This window comes from Luteolibacter sp. AS25, from assembly GCF_046736275.1.
GTDB lineage: Bacteria > Verrucomicrobiota > Verrucomicrobiia > Verrucomicrobiales > Akkermansiaceae > Luteolibacter.
Map to the genome: position 1 here is coordinate 840,242 of NZ_CP151837.1, position 18,371 is coordinate 858,612.

At 56.3% G+C, this 18,371-nt stretch carries 18 protein-coding genes; 15 read left to right on the forward strand and 3 right to left on the reverse strand.

Features of this window, described 5'->3' with window-relative positions:
• Positions 1-50 precede the first annotated feature (50 nt).
• The 13 genes from deoC (at position 51) to AAGA79_RS04040 (ending at position 14,923) form a co-directional block, all read left to right on the forward strand.
• On the forward strand, positions 51-986 hold the full coding sequence (deoC, locus tag AAGA79_RS03980; RefSeq protein ID WP_411827480.1) for a deoxyribose-phosphate aldolase: 936 nt from the start codon (positions 51-53) through the stop codon (positions 984-986).
• Between the two features lie 9 nt (positions 987-995).
• A complete protein-coding gene (locus tag AAGA79_RS03985) occupies positions 996-1,721 on the forward strand; it encodes an ion transporter (RefSeq protein ID WP_411827481.1) in 726 nt (241 codons plus the stop codon).
• A gap of 70 nt (positions 1,722-1,791) precedes the next feature.
• Positions 1,792-2,994 carry a class I SAM-dependent methyltransferase gene (locus AAGA79_RS03990; RefSeq protein WP_411827482.1) on the forward strand — a complete coding sequence of 401 codons (1,203 nt, stop codon included), beginning with the start codon at positions 1,792-1,794 and terminating at the stop codon, positions 2,992-2,994.
• Between the two features lie 83 nt (positions 2,995-3,077).
• On the forward strand, positions 3,078-3,710 hold the full coding sequence (locus tag AAGA79_RS03995; protein WP_411827483.1) for a hypothetical protein: 633 nt from the start codon (positions 3,078-3,080) through the stop codon (positions 3,708-3,710).
• Positions 3,710-5,233, forward strand: a complete 1,524-nt coding sequence (locus tag AAGA79_RS04000; protein ID WP_411827484.1) for a hypothetical protein — start codon at positions 3,710-3,712, stop codon at positions 5,231-5,233. Before AAGA79_RS03995 ends, AAGA79_RS04000 begins: the two co-directional genes overlap by 1 nt.
• Positions 5,116-8,397, forward strand: a complete 3,282-nt coding sequence (locus AAGA79_RS04005; protein ID WP_411827485.1) for a DNA polymerase III subunit alpha — start codon at positions 5,116-5,118, stop codon at positions 8,395-8,397. The genes AAGA79_RS04000 and AAGA79_RS04005 overlap by 118 nt, the downstream gene beginning before the upstream one ends.
• 85 nt (positions 8,398-8,482) lie before the next feature.
• Entirely contained in the window at positions 8,483-9,976 is a 1,494-nt protein-coding gene (locus AAGA79_RS04010; RefSeq protein WP_411827486.1) for an aldehyde dehydrogenase family protein, read from the forward strand.
• Between the two features lie 632 nt (positions 9,977-10,608).
• Entirely contained in the window at positions 10,609-11,421 is an 813-nt protein-coding gene (locus tag AAGA79_RS04015; RefSeq protein ID WP_411827487.1) for a HipA family kinase, read from the forward strand.
• Positions 11,418-12,278, forward strand: coding sequence for a DUF3037 domain-containing protein (locus AAGA79_RS04020; protein WP_411827488.1), 861 nt, complete (start codon positions 11,418-11,420; stop codon positions 12,276-12,278). Before AAGA79_RS04015 ends, AAGA79_RS04020 begins: the two co-directional genes overlap by 4 nt.
• A 61-nt stretch (positions 12,279-12,339) precedes the next feature.
• Positions 12,340-12,510 (forward strand): hypothetical protein, encoded by a 171-nt coding sequence (locus tag AAGA79_RS04025; protein ID WP_411827489.1) that lies wholly within the window; start codon positions 12,340-12,342, stop codon positions 12,508-12,510.
• A gap of 185 nt (positions 12,511-12,695) precedes the next feature.
• Entirely contained in the window at positions 12,696-13,649 is a 954-nt protein-coding gene (cyoE, locus tag AAGA79_RS04030) for a heme o synthase (protein WP_411827490.1), read from the forward strand.
• A gap of 42 nt (positions 13,650-13,691) precedes the next feature.
• Positions 13,692-14,120: a hypothetical protein gene (locus AAGA79_RS04035; protein WP_411827491.1), complete on the forward strand. Its 429-nt coding sequence runs from the start codon at positions 13,692-13,694 to the stop codon at positions 14,118-14,120.
• A gap of 77 nt (positions 14,121-14,197) precedes the next feature.
• A complete protein-coding gene (locus AAGA79_RS04040) occupies positions 14,198-14,923 on the forward strand; it encodes a uracil-DNA glycosylase family protein (RefSeq protein ID WP_411827492.1) in 726 nt (241 codons plus the stop codon).
• Between the two features lie 3 nt (positions 14,924-14,926).
• Here the strand turns inward: AAGA79_RS04040 and AAGA79_RS04045 are convergent, their stop codons facing one another.
• Positions 14,927-15,472, reverse strand: a complete 546-nt coding sequence (locus AAGA79_RS04045; RefSeq protein WP_411827493.1) for a hypothetical protein — start codon at positions 15,470-15,472, stop codon at positions 14,927-14,929.
• A 121-nt stretch (positions 15,473-15,593) separates the two neighbouring features.
• Between AAGA79_RS04045 and AAGA79_RS04050 the strand changes: the two genes are divergently transcribed.
• Positions 15,594-15,995: a Crp/Fnr family transcriptional regulator gene (locus AAGA79_RS04050; RefSeq protein ID WP_411827494.1), complete on the forward strand. Its 402-nt coding sequence runs from the start codon at positions 15,594-15,596 to the stop codon at positions 15,993-15,995.
• Positions 15,996-16,027: 32 nt separating this feature from the next.
• Here the strand turns inward: AAGA79_RS04050 and AAGA79_RS04055 are convergent, their stop codons facing one another.
• Together AAGA79_RS04055 and rph are read right to left on the reverse strand one after the other, a co-directional pair.
• Positions 16,028-16,750 carry a metallophosphoesterase family protein gene (locus AAGA79_RS04055; protein ID WP_411827495.1) on the reverse strand — a complete coding sequence of 241 codons (723 nt, stop codon included), beginning with the start codon at positions 16,748-16,750 and terminating at the stop codon, positions 16,028-16,030.
• A 21-nt stretch (positions 16,751-16,771) separates the two neighbouring features.
• Positions 16,772-17,560, reverse strand: a complete 789-nt coding sequence (rph, locus tag AAGA79_RS04060) for a ribonuclease PH (RefSeq protein WP_411827496.1) — start codon at positions 17,558-17,560, stop codon at positions 16,772-16,774.
• Positions 17,561-17,733: 173 nt separating this feature from the next.
• Here rph and AAGA79_RS04065 point away from each other — a divergent pair, with 173 nt between their 5' ends.
• A complete protein-coding gene (locus AAGA79_RS04065; RefSeq protein ID WP_411827497.1) occupies positions 17,734-18,351 on the forward strand; it encodes an NUDIX domain-containing protein in 618 nt (205 codons plus the stop codon).
• The last annotated feature ends 20 nt before the right edge of the window (positions 18,352-18,371 follow it).

An 18,371-nucleotide genomic window follows, 5' to 3' on the forward strand; every position in this document is an offset into this window, starting at 1 on the left:
AAGTGAACTTGAATCTTGGCAGAATGAAGATTTGAGGTGAGTTTTCAGCTATGAGTAGTGGGAAAAAGTATGGCTTGAAGGAGTTGGTGGAGCGAGTGGGCAGTGTGGATAAGGTGGGGATCGAGGAACGGGTGGCGAAATACGGCACGCGTAGCATCAAGAAGGCGTCCAAGGTTTTCGGCCTGAAGATGGCGGTATCGATGGTGGATCTGACAACGCTGGAGGGTAAGGACTCCAGGGGGAAGGTGGAGTCCCTTTGCTATAAAGCTTTGAAACCGCACTACGGCAGTGATTTCCCTACGACGGCTGCGGTGTGTGTTTATCCGGCGATGGTGAAACATGCTGCAAAGATCGTGAAGGGGACGGAGGTGAAGATCGCTTCCGTGGCCACCGGATTTCCATCAGGGCAGACATCGCTCAAAACCCGGCTGGAAGAGGTGAAGGGCGCGGTGAAGGACGGCGCGGATGAGATCGATATGGTGATCTCGCGCGGGCTGTTTCTTTCCGGTGCCGTGAAGGAGGTGCAGGATGAAATTTCCGCTGTGCGGGATGCCTGTGGAAGCGCGACGCTGAAAGTGATTCTGGAGACTAGCGAGCTGGAGACGTATGAGAACATCCGTGCCGCCTCTTTTCTGGCGATGGAGGTGCTGCGACCGGGCGATTTCATCAAGACTTCCACGGGGAAAACTTCCGATAATGCAACGCTTGGAAATAATCAGGTGATGCTGGAGGCGATCCGGGATTTCTATCTGGAAACAGGGACTGAGATTGCGATGAAACCGGCGGGCGGAATCCGCACGGCGAAGCAGTCGCTGACGTTCCTGGTAGCGGTGAAGGAAACGCTGGGAGACGGCTGGCTGAACAATTCACGCTACCGCTTCGGGGCCTCCGCATTGCTTAATGATCTGGTGCGGCAACTGGTGAAGGAGGAAACGGGTAACTACCAGGCTCCCTATACGTTCAGTGAGGCTTCGGGGGCTTATTAGGAAGATTGTATGAGAGGATGTTCGCGTGACGAAAAGGGGCGGATATCTTTTGGAAAGTGGGAATTTTTTATTCAGGCTTTAATCGTCGGTAGTCTAATCGGCTTTGCAGTCGAGACTCTTCCGAATCTACCCGAAAGATGGCATTCCATACTGCGGATTTTTGAGATAGCTACGGTAGCTATATTTACCGTTGAATATTTTCTGCGGATCCTCCTCGGACGGCCAAAACTGTCATATATCTTTTCCTTTTACGGGATAATCGATCTATTGGCGATTTTTCCCTTCTACATATCAACCGGGATTGATTTACGATCGGTGCGCGCTTTCCGACTTCTTCGCCTATTTAGACTGCTCAAACTTGTTCGGTATAGTGCGGCTATTCGCCGTTTCCATCTTGCGTTCTCTATTGCCAAGGAGGAGTTGGCTTTATTTGGAGCAGCAGCATTGATTGTTCTCTATTTGTCCGCTTTGGGGATTTATTATTTTGAAAGAGATCAGCAGCCAGAAGCTTTCGCATCTGTTTTCCATTCCTTTTGGTGGGCCGTTACCACACTAACCACGGTTGGATATGGTGATGTTTATCCGATATCTGTCGGGGGAAAGGCTTTCACGTTTTTTGTTTTAATCATAGGTCTAGAAATTGTTGCTGTTCCCACAGGGCTATTTGCATCGGCGCTGTCGAAAGCACGAGAGCAGCTCGATAAGGAAAAAAATCGGTGTGACTTTGATTCTTAAATTGAAACCGCATAGGTGAGTTGTGACCTGATGCTTGCAAAGGGGGCTGGGTTGGGGCTTTTTTGCGGGAATGGACGGGCAGGAAACATTGAAGGGGCGGCTGAGGGTTAGGTTATTTCCGCGGGCTGAGGGGGCGGTGAGGCGTGGGCATCCGTGGGTTTACGGGGAGAGTATCAAGTCGCAGAACCGTGAGGGGGAGACGGGTGAACTGGCGGTGATTTATGATAAGCGGGACCGATTTTTCGGGGTGGGAATGTGGGAGGCGGAGTCGCCGATCCGGTTGCGGATTCTGCACTGCGGTAAGCCGGCGACGATTGACCGGGAGTGGTGGGTAGGGAAGGCGACGGATTGTTTGGCGAAGCGGAAGGAGCTGGTGCTGGATGGGGGGACGAATGGTGCGCGGATGATCAATGGGGAGAGCGAGGGATTTCCCGGGCTGGTGGCGGATAAGTATGCGGATACGCTGGTGGTGAAGGTTTATGCGGGTGGCTGGTTGGTAAGGTGGGAGGAGATCGAGGATGTTTTGCGGGAGGTTTTTGCCCCGAAGTTTCTGGTTTTGCGGATGAGCAGAAATCTGGCGGATGTAGCGGCAGGACTGGGGCTGGAGGAGGGATTCCGTGGTGAAGCGGGAGATGAGGTGGTGGTGTTTTCTGAAAACGGACTGAAATTTGAATCGGCGGTTTTGAAGGGGCAGAAGACCGGGTTTTTCCTGGATCAGCGGGATAACCGTGCGCGGGTGGAGGGGCTGGCTGCGGAGCGGGATGTGCTGAATGTGTTCAGTTTTTCCGGTGGATTTTCGCTGTATGCGGCGCGCGGTGGGGCGCGCTCGGTGACGGATCTGGATATCAGTGCGTATGCGCTGGAGGCGGCGGAGAGGAATTATCTGCTGAATACGGATGTATCGAATGTGGAGCGGCGTGCGGTGCAGGCGGATGCGTTCCGCTGGCTGGATGAATCCGAGGAGATGTATGACCTGATCATTGTGGATCCGCCGAGTTTGGCGAAGCGGGAGTCCGAGAAGGAGGGGGCGATGCGTGCGTATCGGAGCCTGAATGAGAAGGCGATTTCGATGCTGCGGAGTGGTGGTATTCTGGTGGCGGCTTCGTGCTCGGCACATATCGGCAAGGAGGATTTCTTTGCGATGGTGGAGGAGCTGGCTGCTACGAGCGGGCGGCGGTATAAGGAGCTGTGGAGGCACGGGCATGCGGCGGATCACCCGGCGGATTTCCGTGAGGCGGAGTATTTGAAGGCGCTTTGTATCGAGTTTTCCTAGGGTTCGGGGTCGCGGGAGAGTGGCTTGTATTTTTTAGAAGGAGGGATATTGACTGATCGAGAGAGTAGTGTTCTGATGAACCTATGCCTTCGGACGTCAGTATTGCGCGGTTGCGCCAGAGCCTACGGGAGAGATTTCCGGCGGCGCATCGTTTTCCCGGTGTGGAGGAAGATGCGGTGGCTGATTTTCCTGAAAACGAGGAGCTGAAGTTCGATGCGGGGACGGTCAATGAGATCGTGGGAACGAGTGGCTTCCAGGGGATGCCGATGCTGATTTCGAGGCTGCTGGATGAGGATAGGGATTTGCCTGTGGCGCTGGTGGATGGACGGGATTCGTTTGATCCGGAATCCTACGGGAACGAGCGTTGCGGGAAGCTGCTGTGGATTCGTTGCTCGGAAACGCAGCAGATCATTCATGTGACGGATCTTTTGCTGAAGGATGGGAATCTTCCTTTGATCCTTCTGGATCTGCATCTGGTGCCGCAGCGGGAGTTCAGCAGGATCCCGGATAATCTGTGGCACCGTTTCCGGACGACGGCGCGTGAGTCCGGGAGCGCTCTGGTGGTTTTATCGCCGAAGCTGACGGTTGTTTCCGCGCATTCGCGCTATTTTATCGAGGGGGCTTTTACACTGGATCACCTGGAGAAGCTGATTCCGAGCTACCGGATTATCGCGGACGGGCGGAGCCGGATGAAGAAGACAGATCGCGTTTCCTGATGTTTGCCGCTCTTCATTTTCCCTGCTTCGAGCTGCACTGCCTTTTGGTGAGTGGAGAGGTTTCGCATGAATTTCCGGTGGCTCTCTTATCCGATCATGAGCGGGAGAAGGCGCATGTCATCGCGCTGAATCGTGCGGCGGCGGGGTATGGGCTGGCGAATGGTATGAGCAGTCTTTCGGCGATGGCGAGGTGTGGTGAAATCAGGTTCCTCAACCGGAGTGCGGAGATCGAGAAGGAGATCGGGGCTGCATTACGGGGTTTTGCGGAATCGCTGACGCCGGATTTCGAGCTGACTTCCGTTGACACGGTCTTGCTGGATCTTTCCACGCTGGTCTTTGCCTCGGAGCGGGATTGGACGTTGTGCACGCTTTCTCGGGCGCGTGGGTTGAGGTTGCCGGTGAATGTGGCTATCGCGAAAACTCCGGATCTGGCGCATCTGCGTTCACTTTCCGCGAGCACTGCCTCCAGCCTGAGCGATCCGCCGGAGCAGGAAATACGGCTGATGCTCAATGAGGAGACGTTGCATGGGCTTGCGATTTCCGAGCTGGTGCAGGCGAGGGCGTTTTCACTGAGTAGATCCAATACGGAGGTGCTGCGGCTGTGGGGGATCCGCACGGTTTCCGAGTTGGTGGAGCTGCCGCGCCAAGGGCTGGCGGAGCGGCTGGGGCCGGAGCTGACGTGGATACACGATGTGGTTTCCGGGAAAAAGGAGAGGCTGCTGAATCTGCATAAGCCGCAGGAGGTGTTCAGATCCTCCCATGATTTCGAGACGCCGATTTCGGGGTTTGATCCGATACTTTTCGTCTCCCGGCGCTTGCTGCAGGGGATGTGCAGGCGGCTCCGCGAGCATCAGCGATCCGCGACGGCGATTTACCTCCGGCTGGAGTATGACGATGGGTTTTCCTATGCGCGGACGCTGCGGCTGACCGAGACGACGCTGAATCCGGAGGTGTTGCTGCGGGCGCTGCATACGCACTTGGATTCGGTGAAGGCGAGTGCGCCGGTGGGTGCTTTTTCCCTGCGGATACTTCCGGCGCTGCCATCCCACAAGCAGTATGAAATTTTCAAAAAGGGGATCAAGGATCCGCATAGGTTCGCGGATACGCTGGACCGGCTTTCCAATATTGTGGGGAGTGACCGGATAGGCATTCCACAGGTGGAGGATTGCTACCGGCCGGATTGTTTCCGGATGCACCCGGCTACGCCGGATTTCGAGCCGGTGAGCTCTCCGCTGGCGGTGGCTCCCTGCGGGAATCTGCCGATGTCGAGGTTCCGCCCGCCGATACGGGTGGAGGTTTTAAGTGAAAAAAGGGGGAGGCTTCATCATCCGCTGGCGATTTTGACCGGGCCGTATCGCGGGCAGGTCTCGCGGGCGAGGGGGCCGTATCCATTGTCCGGAAATTGGTGGGAAGAGGGCTGGCAGGAGATGCAGTGGGATGTGGAATTGGCGAGAAACCAGATCCTGCGGCTCAGCCAGGTATCGAGGGATTCGTGGGTTTTAACCGGAATGTATGGGGGCTGATTATGGAGCTTCTTGCGAAATCCTCGTTTTCGTTTCTCCGTGGGCCGAGCTCTCCGGAGGAGATGTTTTCGCGTGCGGCGGAGCTGGGTTACGGGCATCTGGGGCTGGTGGATCACATGGGGTTCTATGGATCCGCGCGTGCGCACCAGGCTGCGAAAAAGGCGGGCCTGCGGGCGATTGTGGGGAGCACTCTGGAGGGGGTGGTGCTTGGCGAATGCCAGCCGGAGCTGCGGGAGCTGCCGGTGATCGCGAAGACGAGGGTGGGCTATCAGAATCTTTCCAGGCTGCTGACGGACTTCCACTGCGGGGGCGTTGGTGGAGGAGCGCGTTCCTTGGGGAGGGATACGACCGGGCTTCATGCGATCCTGACGCCGGAGTCAGTGGTGGATTTCCAGAAGGGCGAGCTGCTGCAGGCGGCGGTTTCCCTCAAGAGGAAATTCGGGCCGGGGAATGTATCGCTGGCGATTTTCCGGCACAGGCGGCGGGGTGAGGAAAAGCGGAATACGCTGATGCTGCAACTGGCGGAGCATCTGCGGCTGCCTGTGCTGGCGAGTCATTCCCCGCTGTATGCGACTCCGCGGGAGCGGCTGCTGGCGGATGCCTTCACCTGTCTGCGGGAGCACAAGACGCTGGATGATGCGGGGCGGCTGCTGGAGATGAATGGGGAGCGTTTCCTGAAATCCCCCCGTGAGCTTCAGTCTCTTTTCCAGGATCTGCCGCAGACTCTGCGCCACTCGCATGAATTGGCGGCGGGCTGTGAATTTTCCCTGGAGAATCTGGGCTACCGTTTCCCATCCTATTCGGATCCGGAAACGGGGGCGCGGATGACGGATGAGGAGCAAAACCGCTTTCTACGAAAGCTGGCCTACGAGGGGGTGGAGCGGATCTTCGGGGGGATCACGGAGCGCTACCGCTGCCAGGTGGAAAAGGAGCTGGCGATGGTGGCGAAGCTGGGATTTCCCGGGTATTTCCTGATTGTGTGGGACATCGTCCGGTTCGCTCGATCCCGTGGGATTCTCTGTCAGGGGCGGGGCTCTGCGGCGAATTCGATTCTGTGTTATGCGCTGGGGATTACGAATGTGGACCCGATCGAGGGAGGGCTGTTGTTCGAGCGGTTTCTTTCTGAAAACAGAACTTCGTGGCCGGATATCGATATTGATTTCCCATCAGGGGAGAGGCGGGAATCGGTGATCCAATACGTGTATGAGACGTATGCTCCGCGTGGGGCGGCGATGACGGCGAATGTGATCACCTACCGCCCGAGATCGGCTTTCCGTGAGATGTCCAAGATTCTGGGGTTTCCGGAATCGGTGGCGAACCGGTTCACGGATCTATGTATTTCGCCGAAGGTGAGCGATGTGACGAAGGATCATTTCTCGGAGGAGATTTCGATGGATCGGTTTTATCCGAAGGATCAGGTGCTGGAGTTTGCGGCTACGGTGGAGAAATCCGGGATTCCGAAAAGTCACCCCCGTTTCGAGCCGCTGGTGAAGCTGTATCATGGGATTCTGGGGGCTCCGCGGCATCTGGGCCAGCATTCCGGGGGGATGGTGTTTTGTGATGACGGGCTGGATCACATTGTGCCGCTGCAGCCGGCGACGATGGTGGGGCGCACGGTTTTACAATGGGACAAGGATGACTGCGAGGAGCTGGGAATTGTGAAGGTGGACCTGCTGGGGCTGGGGATGCTGGCGGCGATGGAAGATACCCTGCGTGTCTGCGAGCAGCGGGGGAAGGTGATCGATCTGGCACAGATTCCGAAGGATGATCCTGCTACGTATGCGATTCTTTGTGAGGCGGATACGATCGGCACTTTCCAGGTGGAGTCCCGTGCGCAGATGGCGACGCTGCCGATCATGAGGCCGGAGAAATTCTACGATCTGGCAATCGAGGTGGCGATCATCCGCCCGGGGCCGATTGTGGGGAATCTGGTGCATCCGTATCTGAACCGGCGGACGGGGCGGGAGCGGGTGGATTATATTCATCCATCGTTCGAGCCGATTCTGAACAGGACGCTGGGGGTGCCGTTATTTCAGGAGCAGGTGCAGCGGATGGCGATGGAGATAGCGGATTTCACAGGGACTGAGGCGGATGAGCTGAGGAAGGCGATGTCGTTCAAGAAATCCGATGACCGGATGCAGCTGGTGGCCAATAAGCTTCAAACGCGGATGGCGGCGAAGGGGATTTCACGTGAGATACAGCTGCGGGTGATCGACTCGATCGGTTCTTTCGCGTTATACGGTTTTCCTGAATCCCATGCGATTTCCTTTGCGTTGATCGCCTACGCATCCTGCTGGCTGAAGGTGCATCATCCGGCGGAGTTTTTCTGCGGGTTGATCAATAACCAGCCGATGGGTTTCTACTCCGTCAATACGCTGCTGGAAGATGCGAGGCATCACGGGATGCGGATCCGGCCGGTTTCGGTGGTCCACTCAATGGTGGATACCACGGTGGTGGATGATCGCACGATCCGGCTGGGGCTGCATCGGGTCAAAGGGCTGCGGCGGGAGACGTGCGAGCGGATTCTGGCGGAGCGATCGAAGGGGATGTTCGGCCCGGTTCCGGATTTTCTAAGGCGGGTGGAGCCGAACCGGAAGGAGCGCAGGCTGCTGGCGGCGATAGGGAGTTTGAATAATTTACCGGAGGTGGGGCACCGGCGGGATGCGTTGTGGCAGGCGGAGGCGCTGCCGGCGGATGATTTGTTCGCCAACCAGAAACCGGATGAGAACCGGCTGGCGGCGATGGATGCGGCGGAGAGGCTGGCAGCGGATTTCTCCATCCAGTCTTCGAGCAGCGGGGGGCATCCGATGAAGCTTTGGCGGGAAAGAAATGTGGAGAAGCACCCGATACATTCCGCATCGATTCTTCATCTTCCGCATGCTTTTCCGGTGAAGATCGCGGGATTGGTCATTTGCCGCCAGCGGCCAGGGACGGCGAAGGGGCATTGCTTCATTTCACTGGAAGATGAGTTCGGGATTGCGAATCTGTTCATCCCGAAGAAGACGTTCCATCAATACCGGCTGGTGATCGTGAGTGAAAATTTCCTGAGGGTGGAGGGGCGGTTGCAGATTACCGAGGACCGGAAGCCGACGGTGTTTGTCACGCATATCGAGGCGCTGATAGGGGCGCAGGAGATTGCTTCCTACTCGCATGATTTCCACTGAGGCGGGCGGTGCGGGGCTATGATTTATAAGCTTTATCCTCGCCAAGGGTGAGTTTGGGTTTGAGAGTTTTTAAGGAAATAATTTTATGAGCGCGAAGACGAAGAAGGTGGAGGTAAAGAAGGCGGTGGCCAGAGAGTTGTTGTTCGGTGATTTGTGGGACTTCGATCCGGCTCCCGAGTCTGCTCCGGCGGGGATTTCCGAGCGCTATGGACTGTTTATCGGCGGTGAATTCGTGGAGCCGAGATCCGGGGAGTGGTTTGACTCTATAAGCCCGCGGAATGAGGAAAAAATTTCCGAGATCGCGCTGGCGAATGATGCGGATGTGGATGCCGCGTATTCGGCGGCGGGCAAGGCGTTTCCGGCGTGGTCCAAGCTGGCTGGAGCGGAGCGGGGGAAGTATCTGTATCGTCTGGCGCGGCTTTTGCAGGATCGTGCGCGGGAGTTTGCAGTGGCGGAAACTTTGGATGGCGGGAAGCCGATCAAGGAGGCGCGCGACTTCGATGTGCCAATGGCAGCTGCTCATTTCTTCTACCATGCGGGGTGGGCGGATAAGCTGGAATATGCGGCTCCGGGCCGTGATTTGAAGCCGCTGGGAGTGGTGGGGCAGGTGATTCCGTGGAATTTTCCGCTGCTGATGCTGGCGTGGAAGTTGGCTCCGGCTTTGGCGCTGGGGAATACGGTTGTTTTGAAGCCTTCCGAGACGACTTCCGTGACTGCGCTGAAATTTGCGGAGCTGATCCGGGATGCGGGGCTGCCGAAGGGGGTGGTGAACATCGTGACGGGTGCCGGAGATACTGGTGCGGCGATCGTGAGGCATCCCGCTGCGGCGAAGATTGCTTTCACAGGCTCCACTGGAGTGGGGAAATGGATTCAGCGGGAGCTGGCGGGAACCGGAAAGCGGCTGACGCTGGAGCTGGGCGGGAAGGGTGCGAATATTATTTTCGAGGATGCGGCGATTGATCAAGCGGTGGAGGGTATCATCAACGGTATTTTCTTTAACCAGGGACATGTATGCTGTGCTGGATCGAGGCTGCTGGTGCAGGAATCGATCGAGGCGGAGGTGATGAAGAAGCTGAAGCTGCGGATGAAATCACTGAGAGTGGGTGATCCGCTGGACAAGAATACGGATATCGGAGCGATCAATTCGAAGGCGCAGCTCGGGCGGATTTCAGAAATGGTGGAAAACGGCGTGGCGGAGGGTGCGGAGATGTATCAGCCGGAGTGCAAGCTGCCGAAGAAAGGATTTTATTTTGCGCCGACTCTGATGGGCGGGGTGAGCCAGAGCCACTCGGTGGTGAAGGACGAGATTTTCGGTCCGGTGCTTTCGATTTTGAATTTCAGGACGCCTGAAGAGGCGGTGGAGAAGGCGAACAATACCAGCTATGGGCTGAGTGCCGGGGTCTGGACTGACAAGGGATCGAAGTATCTGCAGATCGCTACCCAGCTGAAATCAGGCGTGGTCTGGGGGAACTCGTTCAACAAGTTTGACCCGACATCACCATTCGGAGGATTCAAGCAATCCGGTTTTGGCCGTGAGGGCGGGCGGCAGGGGCTGCTGGAATATGGAGAGCTGGTATGAGGTGAGCCAGGCGGCTAATCTTGGTAATGGTGCTATGGCCGTTTTTGAATAATGATGGTCGCTTTTTCACCCATCTGGAACCTCCCCGAACAAACGGCTTCAGTGGACCGATGAGTAGCTATCGAGCCAATTGTCCCCTCTGAAGGATAGAGACTGAGGGGGAATTCACTCCGGGACCTCACCGGAAAGCTTCTGTTACCTAACTCACGCGCTGAGCTTCCTAACGTCCGAAAAGTAGCTGACACGGATATTGAAAATACCCTAATTTCCGAAGACTTACCAGGCTCGATTGTAATCAACACCCCAAACGAAACGGAGCTTTCCGACGAATTTCTGTTAAATGCAGATGGTTGATTGGAGAACGCCGGTGCAGCGAAGGTCTTCATCAATGACAAACATTCAATACACCCGACTTGTCGCGACTTACTTCTGAAGACGCAAGACCAGCTGAGGAAGATCATTCAAGATGAAGGAATTACTTGTTCAGATATGAGCCGGAACGCAGCAGTTAGAGCAGCAATTTTGGGGGCGTGGGCTGCAGATTTGAGGACGAGCTGGAAACGCAGCTTGTCGCTTCCCGTAGCAACGCGAAGAATTTGCTCTAAGCGCTGATTGTCGAACCTATCTAATCTATGAATCTACGAAAATTTACCGCCATCCAGTTCCGTCGAAAGATGGAGCGTGGGCTGAACCGGCCGTTTCTGGTGATGGGAGAGGCGGAGGATGGCAGCGGTCGCGTCCCGTTGGTGGTGAAATCTCGGGCCGGATACGCGGACAGGCCGGAGGCTATGCTTAAAGAGTTGTTCGGGTTGCTACTTGCCCGGGAGCTGGGGTTGAACACACCGGAGCCGGTGTTGGTGGAAATCCCCGCTGGGCTGGATTGGGCGGCAGCGGAGTTCCCGGAGCATGCGGAGCTGATACGGCAAAGCATTGGCTGGAATGTGGGGACGATCCACTTGGGAGACGGCTGGAAGCCATGGAATACTGGGATCGCACCTCGATCCATTCCTGCTGAAACCCTGGAGACGGCCTATGCGTTTGATGCGATGGTGGAGAATGGGGATCGGGAGGCGGAGAATCCGAACTTGCTGTGGCGCGGTAAAGAACTGGCGGTACTGGATTTTGACAAAGCTTTCTGTTTTCTCCGAGTCAGTGAAGCAGAAACTCGTCCGTGGAGGAGTGCGCTTGTCCGTCTGAATCTGGAGCGGCACTGTCTTCATTCGCTATTGCCGGGAGTTAATGACAAGGAGATCCTCGGGATTGCCCTATGGGATGGATTCGAAGCTTGGTGCTTGGGAAGTCCCGTAGCAGAGCTTTCCACAGCGATCTGTGAAGGTATGCCGGATCCTGATCTAGACTTGCGGCGGATCGAGGCTTATCTTACGAAGTTGTCGAACGATCCCGAAGATTTCTTCCGGTATTTGACCGATGCCAGCCGATCATGAGTCTTGAACCCTATAGCTTCTGCTTTCTGCGCTACGTGCATGAACCGCTTTCCGGCGAGTTCGCGAACGTGGGCGTGCTGCTATGGGCACCGGACAGCAAGTTCCTAGGCTTTAAGGCATCGCAGAAATTCCGGCGTCTGAGCCATTTTTTCTACGGTTTCCAGCAACAGGATTACCGGAGTCTGATCGGGCGGATCGAAAGGCAGTTTGGGAAACTTTCCAGGAGCTTGGCTGATTCGCAAGGAGTGCTTCCCTTCGACGAGGCTCCGAAGAGTGCGCGTGAGCTGGCGTTGCAAGTTATCCCTCATGATGATGCGGCATTGCAGTGGAGCCTTTCCGCAGGAGGAATCACAAGCTCGCCATCAGAGGAGCTTGACGCTTTGTTTCAGGAAGTTGTAGCGCGGCACTACGATTCCGTGGACGAGGCGCGCCGAGACGATGCGACGATTTTCCGGGAGTTTTACAGTCGTGCCTTCGAGGCCCCGGCGGTGAAACCGTTTATCAAAGAACACGAGGTCAACGCACCGCACGCTTCGCATGTCTTCTCGCACGCCTGGAAGAACGGTGTGTGGAATGTGTATCAACCACTTTCCTTTGATCTTAAACGCTCGGAAAACATCCGCAACAAGGCGTATCACTGGGAGAGTCTCACGCGCTGGCTTAGTCAGTCTGCGGAGAGGCCGAACGTTTATCTCCTGCTGGCAGCTTCATCAGGAGATCAGAGAAGAGCGTATGAAGACGCAAAAGATTTGCTCCATGCTTCCGGCGAAGCAAATCTGATCGAAGAAGATGAGGCGGGGGATTTCGCCAGAGATCTGGAGCGACGAATTCTGGTGGCTGAGCTTGCGGAGGACTGATTGAGCTGAAGCGGGACAAGACGCCGCGAGATATCGGAGCGCAGGCTTTGGACTACGCCTGATGCCTGGAGTCTTTATGGCTGGGGCTTATCCGGCAGCGGAACGCAGCCGCTCCTTGGGCGGTGGTTTTGCTGGATTTAGAGAAGGTGGTATTCTCGGGGTGGCGCGTCCGGAAGATGCCATGGGTTCGGTTGCTAGTGTGGTCTGCTTGGAAATGGCGGCCGGTAAGTAGGCTGCGGGCGGCGGTAAAATCTGGGGTGATTCATTTACCTGGAGCGACCTTCGGGGGGCGGGTATCGATGGGGTGGGGATTTTGGGGTTTTCCATGCCGGAGGGTTTAGGTTTGTGCGTCCTTTTTTGTTTCGAGTGGGGAGTTTTCCCCGATGGGGAGGATGCGGCTGTCTAGTTTGGGTTTGGGTGGCGTTTTTGGCGGGACAGGATAGGATCAATGGATATGGTGCGGGCGTGGCCGAAGAAGAGGAAAAACTGGATGAGATTTTGAAACCGCCGACATTGAGCCAGGACCTGACGGTGCTGATGAAGGTGCGGCTGAATTTCTTTGTGCTGGTGACTACTTTTTTTGGCTATCTGCTGGCTAGAAAAGGGCTTTCGATGGATTGGATGATCCTTGTGCATACACTGATCGGGACGGCTGCCGCGGCTTTTGGTTCTGCGGCTTTCAACCAGCTGATGGAGATCGACCTGGATCTTTTGATGAAGCGCACTGCGGATCGTCCGCTGCCATCGCGGAGAATGAGTCCGGTGACTGCGTTTGGGGTGGGCTGGATACTTTCAGCGGTGGGTATTATCCATCTGGCGGTGATGGTGGGGCAGGAGGCGGCCTATCTGACTGCTGCGACGGTGGCAATTTACGTTTTTGTTTATACGCCAATGAAGCGGATGAGCTCCACGAATACTCTGGTGGGAGCTATCCCGGGGGCAATCCCGCCGGTGATTGGCTGGGTGGCAGGCGGCGGTGGCGTGCTTGATCCCGAGGCCTGGTTTTTGTTCGGCATTCTGGCGTTCTGGCAGTTGCCTCATTTCGTGGCGATCAACTGGCTGTGCAGGCAGGAATATGAGGATGCGGGCTACAAAATGTGGTCCAACGGGGATGTGAGCGGGAAGAAGAGCGGGGTGCTGAGTGCGTTGTTTGCGGTGGCACTCGCGGCGTTTTCTCTGCTGCCGGCGATCTGGGGTTTCGCAAATGTGCTTTGGTTGATCGTGGGGCCGATTTTCGGGCTTTTGATCGCGGCGCTGGCATTGCGTTTCATCAAGGACGGGGAGAGGAAATCCTGCAGGCAGTTGTTTTTCTCCACATTGATTTATCTGCCGGTTGCTCTGACTGTTTTACTAATCGCCTGGAGGAGATAGCCGGTCGTTCACCGGGCGGCGAGGAACCTGTATTCTGGAAATATGAATTGGACCGAAACCGGAGGAGTAATTCAGCTGGCGGCGACGATGGGTATGACCGGGGCGATCTGGGTGGTGCAGCTGTGTGTTTATCCGAGGTTCGAGGAGATTGATCCGGGAAAGTTTATCGGTGCTCACTTCCGGCACTGTGCGGGAATCGGGATGGTGGTGGTGCCGTTGATGCTGGCTGAGCTTTTTACCGCAATTTTTCTGGTGTGGGTTGGAAGTGGCGGATGGTTGCAGTGGCTGATTCTGGGCCTGACTGTCGGAACTTTTATTTCGACGGCGCTGATTCAGGCTCCTTGTCACAAGAGGCTGGCGCGGGGTTTCGACGGGATGGAATGCAGATCGCTTACCCGGGGTAACTGGATACGCACGGGCTTATGGTCGGTGAAGGCGATTCTTGTGCTTGCCGTGATGGTGGGCTTTTGAATAGCTGCATTTTACGAATCTTCTCCGGGGTTCTTGCTCTGTATTGCGAATTCTGCGGGGAGTTCCTAGGCTGTCTTATGGAGATTTTCGAAAAACTAATTTTGGCTGGCAGGGAGCTGGCTGATGAGCTGCGTGTGCTGGAATTTTCCGAGCCGGTATCACACACGTATCTGACGGTGGATTATGCGCGTGCGGGATATGAAGGATATCTGGAAAAATTCGGGAATTCTAAGAAGAAGGTTTTGATGCTGGGAATGAATCCTGGGCCATTCGGGATGGCGCAGACGGGTGTGCCCTTTGGTGAAATCTCACTGGTGCGTGATTGGATGGGTCTTTCCCCGGAAGTCGGCAAGCCGGAGAACGAGCATCCGAAAAGGAAGATCACGGGGATGGATTGCCCGAAATCCGAGGTGAGTGGAAAGCGTTTATGGGGGTATTTCTCCGAGGTGTTTCCGAAGGCGGAAGATTTCTTCAAGGACCACCTGGTGATCAATTTTTGCCCGCTGATCTGGATGAAGGATACAGGAGCGAACCTGACGCCGGATAAGATCAAAGCGGCGGAAATGGCTCCGGTGGATGAGGCCTGCCAGAAACATTTACGGCGGTTGATCGAGATTCTGGAGCCGCGGCAGCTGATCGGAGTGGGTGCGTATGCCGAGAAGCAGATGGGTGCCGCGAAAAAATCCCTGGGGCTCGATGTGGCCCTAGGGAAAATTCTTCATCCTTCGCCAGCTTCACCAACGGCGAACAGGGGATGGGCCGCAGCTGCGGAGAAGCAGCTGGGCGAGCTGGGGATCTGGTGATTCCTAGCGTCTGATAGGTTTCGCGTCTTTCCCTGCTGGTTCATCACCGGTGCCGGCGGGTTTTGTGTCCTTGCCAGCAGGTTCGGCGTCTTTCCCAGCAGGTTGGTCACCGGTGCCGGCGGGTTTGGTATCCTTGCCAGCAGGTTCGGCGTCTTTGCCAGCGGGTTGGTCACCGGTGCCGGCGGGTTTTGTGTCCTTGCCAGCAGGTTCGGCGTCTTTCCCGGCGGGTTGGTCACCGGTGCCGGCGGGTTTGGTATCCTTGCCAGCAGGTTCGGCGTCTTTGCCAGCAGGTTTGTCACCGGTGCCGGCAGGTTTGGTATCCTTGCCAGCAGGTTCAGCGTCTTTCCCGGCGGGTTTGTCACTGGTGCCGGCAGGTTTTGTGTCCTTGCCAGCTGGTGCTGCGTCCTTGCCGGCGGGAACTGTGTCGTTGTTAAAGCGCTCGTTTTCCGCGGATGCGGAAGACCATGGGGCGAATAGGATAACGCCGGTAAGTAGGCTCAGGCCTACGGCGGCCGCGGGATTAATGGATGGTAATGAATCTCTGCTCATTTTTTAGAATAGCTCGAAATTGTCACAAGTAAAGGGGTTGACGGTAAGTAGTGACTAGCGGGGGGAAGTATGCTCTGTTTCCGGTGTGATAGATATCGATTGCGATTGTTCCGGTCTTCCAATGGAAACCTTTGGTGCGGGTGATCTGGTGATTGCCGAGGGCAGGCGTGCGGGTGCGCTGTACTTTCTGAAAAGCGGGACGATAAAAATTTACCGGTGTGGTGTGGTGACCGCGACGATCAGTGAGCCGGGAACGGTGATCGGTGAGGTTTCCATTCTATTGGACAGGCCACATATCGCGGAGGTGCGTGCGGTGGATGAGTGCACTTTCCATGTGGCGGCGGATGCGGCGGCTTTTTTAAGAGAGCACCCGAATGTGAATCTCTTTATCTGCCGGGAGTTGGCGAAAAAGGTGGATGCGCTGAGCTGCTACCTTGCTGATCTCAAGGCGCAGTATGGCGATGAGGATACGCACATGGGTATGATGCACGAGGTGCTGGATACCCTGATGCACAACAAGTAGCAGTTGTCCGCAAAGGGTGGGTCTGAATGCTTTTAGGCGAGGGAGGCTTCGCCGCTGTCTTCCATGGAAACCCAACGAGCGGTGTTTTCCTTGGTATCGATGACGGTGGCGGTTGGGACAGCGCCAATCTGGCGGCCGCTGTTTATGACCCAGCTATTGTGGACTTTATCGATCCAGGAGCCTTTTGCGTAAAACGGAGCCTGATGGATGTGACCGCAGAGGACCATTTCCGGGCGGAAGGTTTCGATCCACTTCGGGAGTGTGATATCGCCCATATCGGCTTGGCCGTCCCAGGATGTGGGGCTGCCGTGTGGTGGGGCGTGATGAACCCAGATCCACCGTTTACCTGCTGCTTCCTCCTGGTGGGTGGCAAGCAGGGCCTGGATTTCCTCGAGCATTTCCGGGGTGTCGCACCAGGGAAGTATGCTGAAGAAGCAGTCTTCCACGACGGCGGACTCATAGTCCACGTGGATGGTGGCGGAGCGGGATGTCTGCAGCCAATCCGCATTGCGGGCGGAGTTTTTATCGAGCTGGAAGACATCGTGATTCCCCGATGAGACGATGAGGTCTGTGGCGGGGTGGATCAGGTTGAGGTATTTCCTGACAACGACGATTTGTGCATCGAAGGGGACGATGGAGCCGATATCGAGGAGATCCCCGGCGATAACGACGACATCGAAGTGCGGAGCTGCTGTGACGAGCCAATCCCACTGACGAAGAGTGTAGTGGAGATCGGCTACGAGCAGCAGTTTCACAACAAAGAGGTAGGATTAATCCTAATGTTTCGGCTTCCCGAAGGCGCCTACGAGGGATGCGAAGTCCACAGGCTCTGCTTTGTCAGCGCTGAGGATGGCCATTTTCTGCATGGAGAAAATTTCCGAGATCCCTTTGGTGGAAAGTTCAAGCATGGCATCCATCTGTGCCTTGGTGAAGACCGCTTCTTCGCCGGCGCCCTGGACTTCCACGTATTCGAGGGACTCGGTCATGACGATGTTGAAGTCTACGGTGGCTGCCTTGTCCTCGAGGTAGTTCAGATCGAGAACGGGTGTGTCCTGGTAAACTCCTGCGGAAACGGCTGCGACGAGTTTCTTGAGGGGGAATTCCTTGATTTTCCCTTCCGCCATGAGGCGGTTGAAGGCGATGGCTACGGCTACGCAAGCTCCGGTGATGGAGGCGGTGCGGGTGCCGCCGTCTGCCTGGAGAACGTCACAATCGATCCAAAGTGTGCGTTGGCCGATTTTCTGGAGATCGACCACGGCGCGCATGGAGCGGCCGATAAGGCGCTGGATTTCCGAGGAGCGGCCATCGAGTTTTCCGCGGGATATATCGCGGGATTTCCGGTCGTGGGTGGAGTAGGGGAGCATGGAATACTCCGCTGTGAGCCAGCCGCCGGAGACTTTCTGGTAGCGCATCCAGCCGGGGACGCCGTCTTCAATGGTGGCGGAGCAGATGACGCGGGTGTCCCCGAAGCATACGAGAGTGGAGCCGGTGGCATTCGGCGCCACGTTCGGGTGGAAGGAGATTTTACGGAGTTGGTCGTTGGTGCGGTCGTCTGGACGGGGCATGGCGGGACTGTTGGTCGAGAGTCGCTAGAGTTCAAACTTCAAAGCGTGCGATTCGGGCGATTTTTTTCAGTGGAAGTGTAGAGGCGGTGCCGGGATACAGCGGGAGGGTGTCGGTAGTGGATTTCCGGAGGAATTCTGTTGCGGAGAGGAGGTGGAATTTTCAGGGTTTGCGCATGTCCAAATATGCAGGTGAGGAAATTCTGGTGGTGAAGCGTGAGTTGCTGGAGGAGATCGGGATGTTCGAGGGCTTCCAGAAGGATGGGGCGGATGATGCGATGGCGGTGATGCTGGAGGAGGGGAATCATTTTTTCATGGATCGCGCGGAGGCTGAAGAAGATCCCTCGCACAAGCAGTTGATCCCGTATTGCATTTTCAAATGTGGTGACCGTGTGCTGCATTACACCCGTGGCAAGGCGGGCGGTGAGAGCCGTTTGCACTCGAAGATTTCAGTGGGAGTGGGTGGACACATCAATCCTGTGGATGTGGGTGTGGGAAATCTGGGTGCGGCTGTTTATTATACCGCCGTGCAGCGTGAGATCGATGAGGAGCTGGACATCCAGTGCGACTACGAGATGCGCGTGATCGGGCTGCTCAATGATGAATCAAATCCGGTGGGTCAGGTTCACCTGGGTGTGGTGCATTTGGTGGAGCTGGAGAGCGAGGAAGTTTCTTCGCGTGAGGATGCGCTGACGGATCTTTCCTGGGCCACGGTGGATGAGCTCAACGGAGAGCTCTACGAGCGGCTGGAGACATGGAGTGCTCTGTGCGCCCGCTATTTGGCCACCCTATAAATCGTTTAGTGGTTTACTCG

Excerpts from the sequence above, each read along its gene's own strand:
- deoC (WP_411827480.1), top strand. The coding sequence starts at position 51 with ATGAGTAGTGGGAAAAAGTATGGCTTGAAGGAGTTGGTGGAGCGAGTG.
- AAGA79_RS03985 (WP_411827481.1), top strand. The coding sequence starts at position 996 with ATGAGAGGATGTTCGCGTGACGAAAAGGGGCGGATATCTTTTGGAAAG.
- AAGA79_RS03990 (WP_411827482.1), top strand. The coding sequence starts at position 1,792 with ATGGACGGGCAGGAAACATTGAAGGGGCGGCTGAGGGTTAGGTTATTT.
- AAGA79_RS03995 (WP_411827483.1), top strand. The coding sequence starts at position 3,078 with ATGCCTTCGGACGTCAGTATTGCGCGGTTGCGCCAGAGCCTACGGGAG.
- AAGA79_RS04000 (WP_411827484.1), top strand. The coding sequence starts at position 3,710 with ATGTTTGCCGCTCTTCATTTTCCCTGCTTCGAGCTGCACTGCCTTTTG.
- AAGA79_RS04010 (WP_411827486.1), top strand. The coding sequence starts at position 8,483 with ATGAGCGCGAAGACGAAGAAGGTGGAGGTAAAGAAGGCGGTGGCCAGA.
- AAGA79_RS04015 (WP_411827487.1), top strand. The coding sequence starts at position 10,609 with ATGAATCTACGAAAATTTACCGCCATCCAGTTCCGTCGAAAGATGGAG.
- AAGA79_RS04020 (WP_411827488.1), top strand. The coding sequence starts at position 11,418 with ATGAGTCTTGAACCCTATAGCTTCTGCTTTCTGCGCTACGTGCATGAA.
- AAGA79_RS04025 (WP_411827489.1), top strand. The coding sequence starts at position 12,340 with ATGCCTGGAGTCTTTATGGCTGGGGCTTATCCGGCAGCGGAACGCAGC.
- AAGA79_RS04035 (WP_411827491.1), top strand. The coding sequence starts at position 13,692 with ATGAATTGGACCGAAACCGGAGGAGTAATTCAGCTGGCGGCGACGATG.
- AAGA79_RS04040 (WP_411827492.1), top strand. The coding sequence starts at position 14,198 with ATGGAGATTTTCGAAAAACTAATTTTGGCTGGCAGGGAGCTGGCTGAT.
- AAGA79_RS04045 (WP_411827493.1), bottom strand. The coding sequence starts at position 15,472 with ATGAGCAGAGATTCATTACCATCCATTAATCCCGCGGCCGCCGTAGGC.
- AAGA79_RS04050 (WP_411827494.1), top strand. The coding sequence starts at position 15,594 with ATGGAAACCTTTGGTGCGGGTGATCTGGTGATTGCCGAGGGCAGGCGT.
- rph (WP_411827496.1), bottom strand. The coding sequence starts at position 17,560 with ATGCCCCGTCCAGACGACCGCACCAACGACCAACTCCGTAAAATCTCC.
- AAGA79_RS04065 (WP_411827497.1), top strand. The coding sequence starts at position 17,734 with ATGTCCAAATATGCAGGTGAGGAAATTCTGGTGGTGAAGCGTGAGTTG.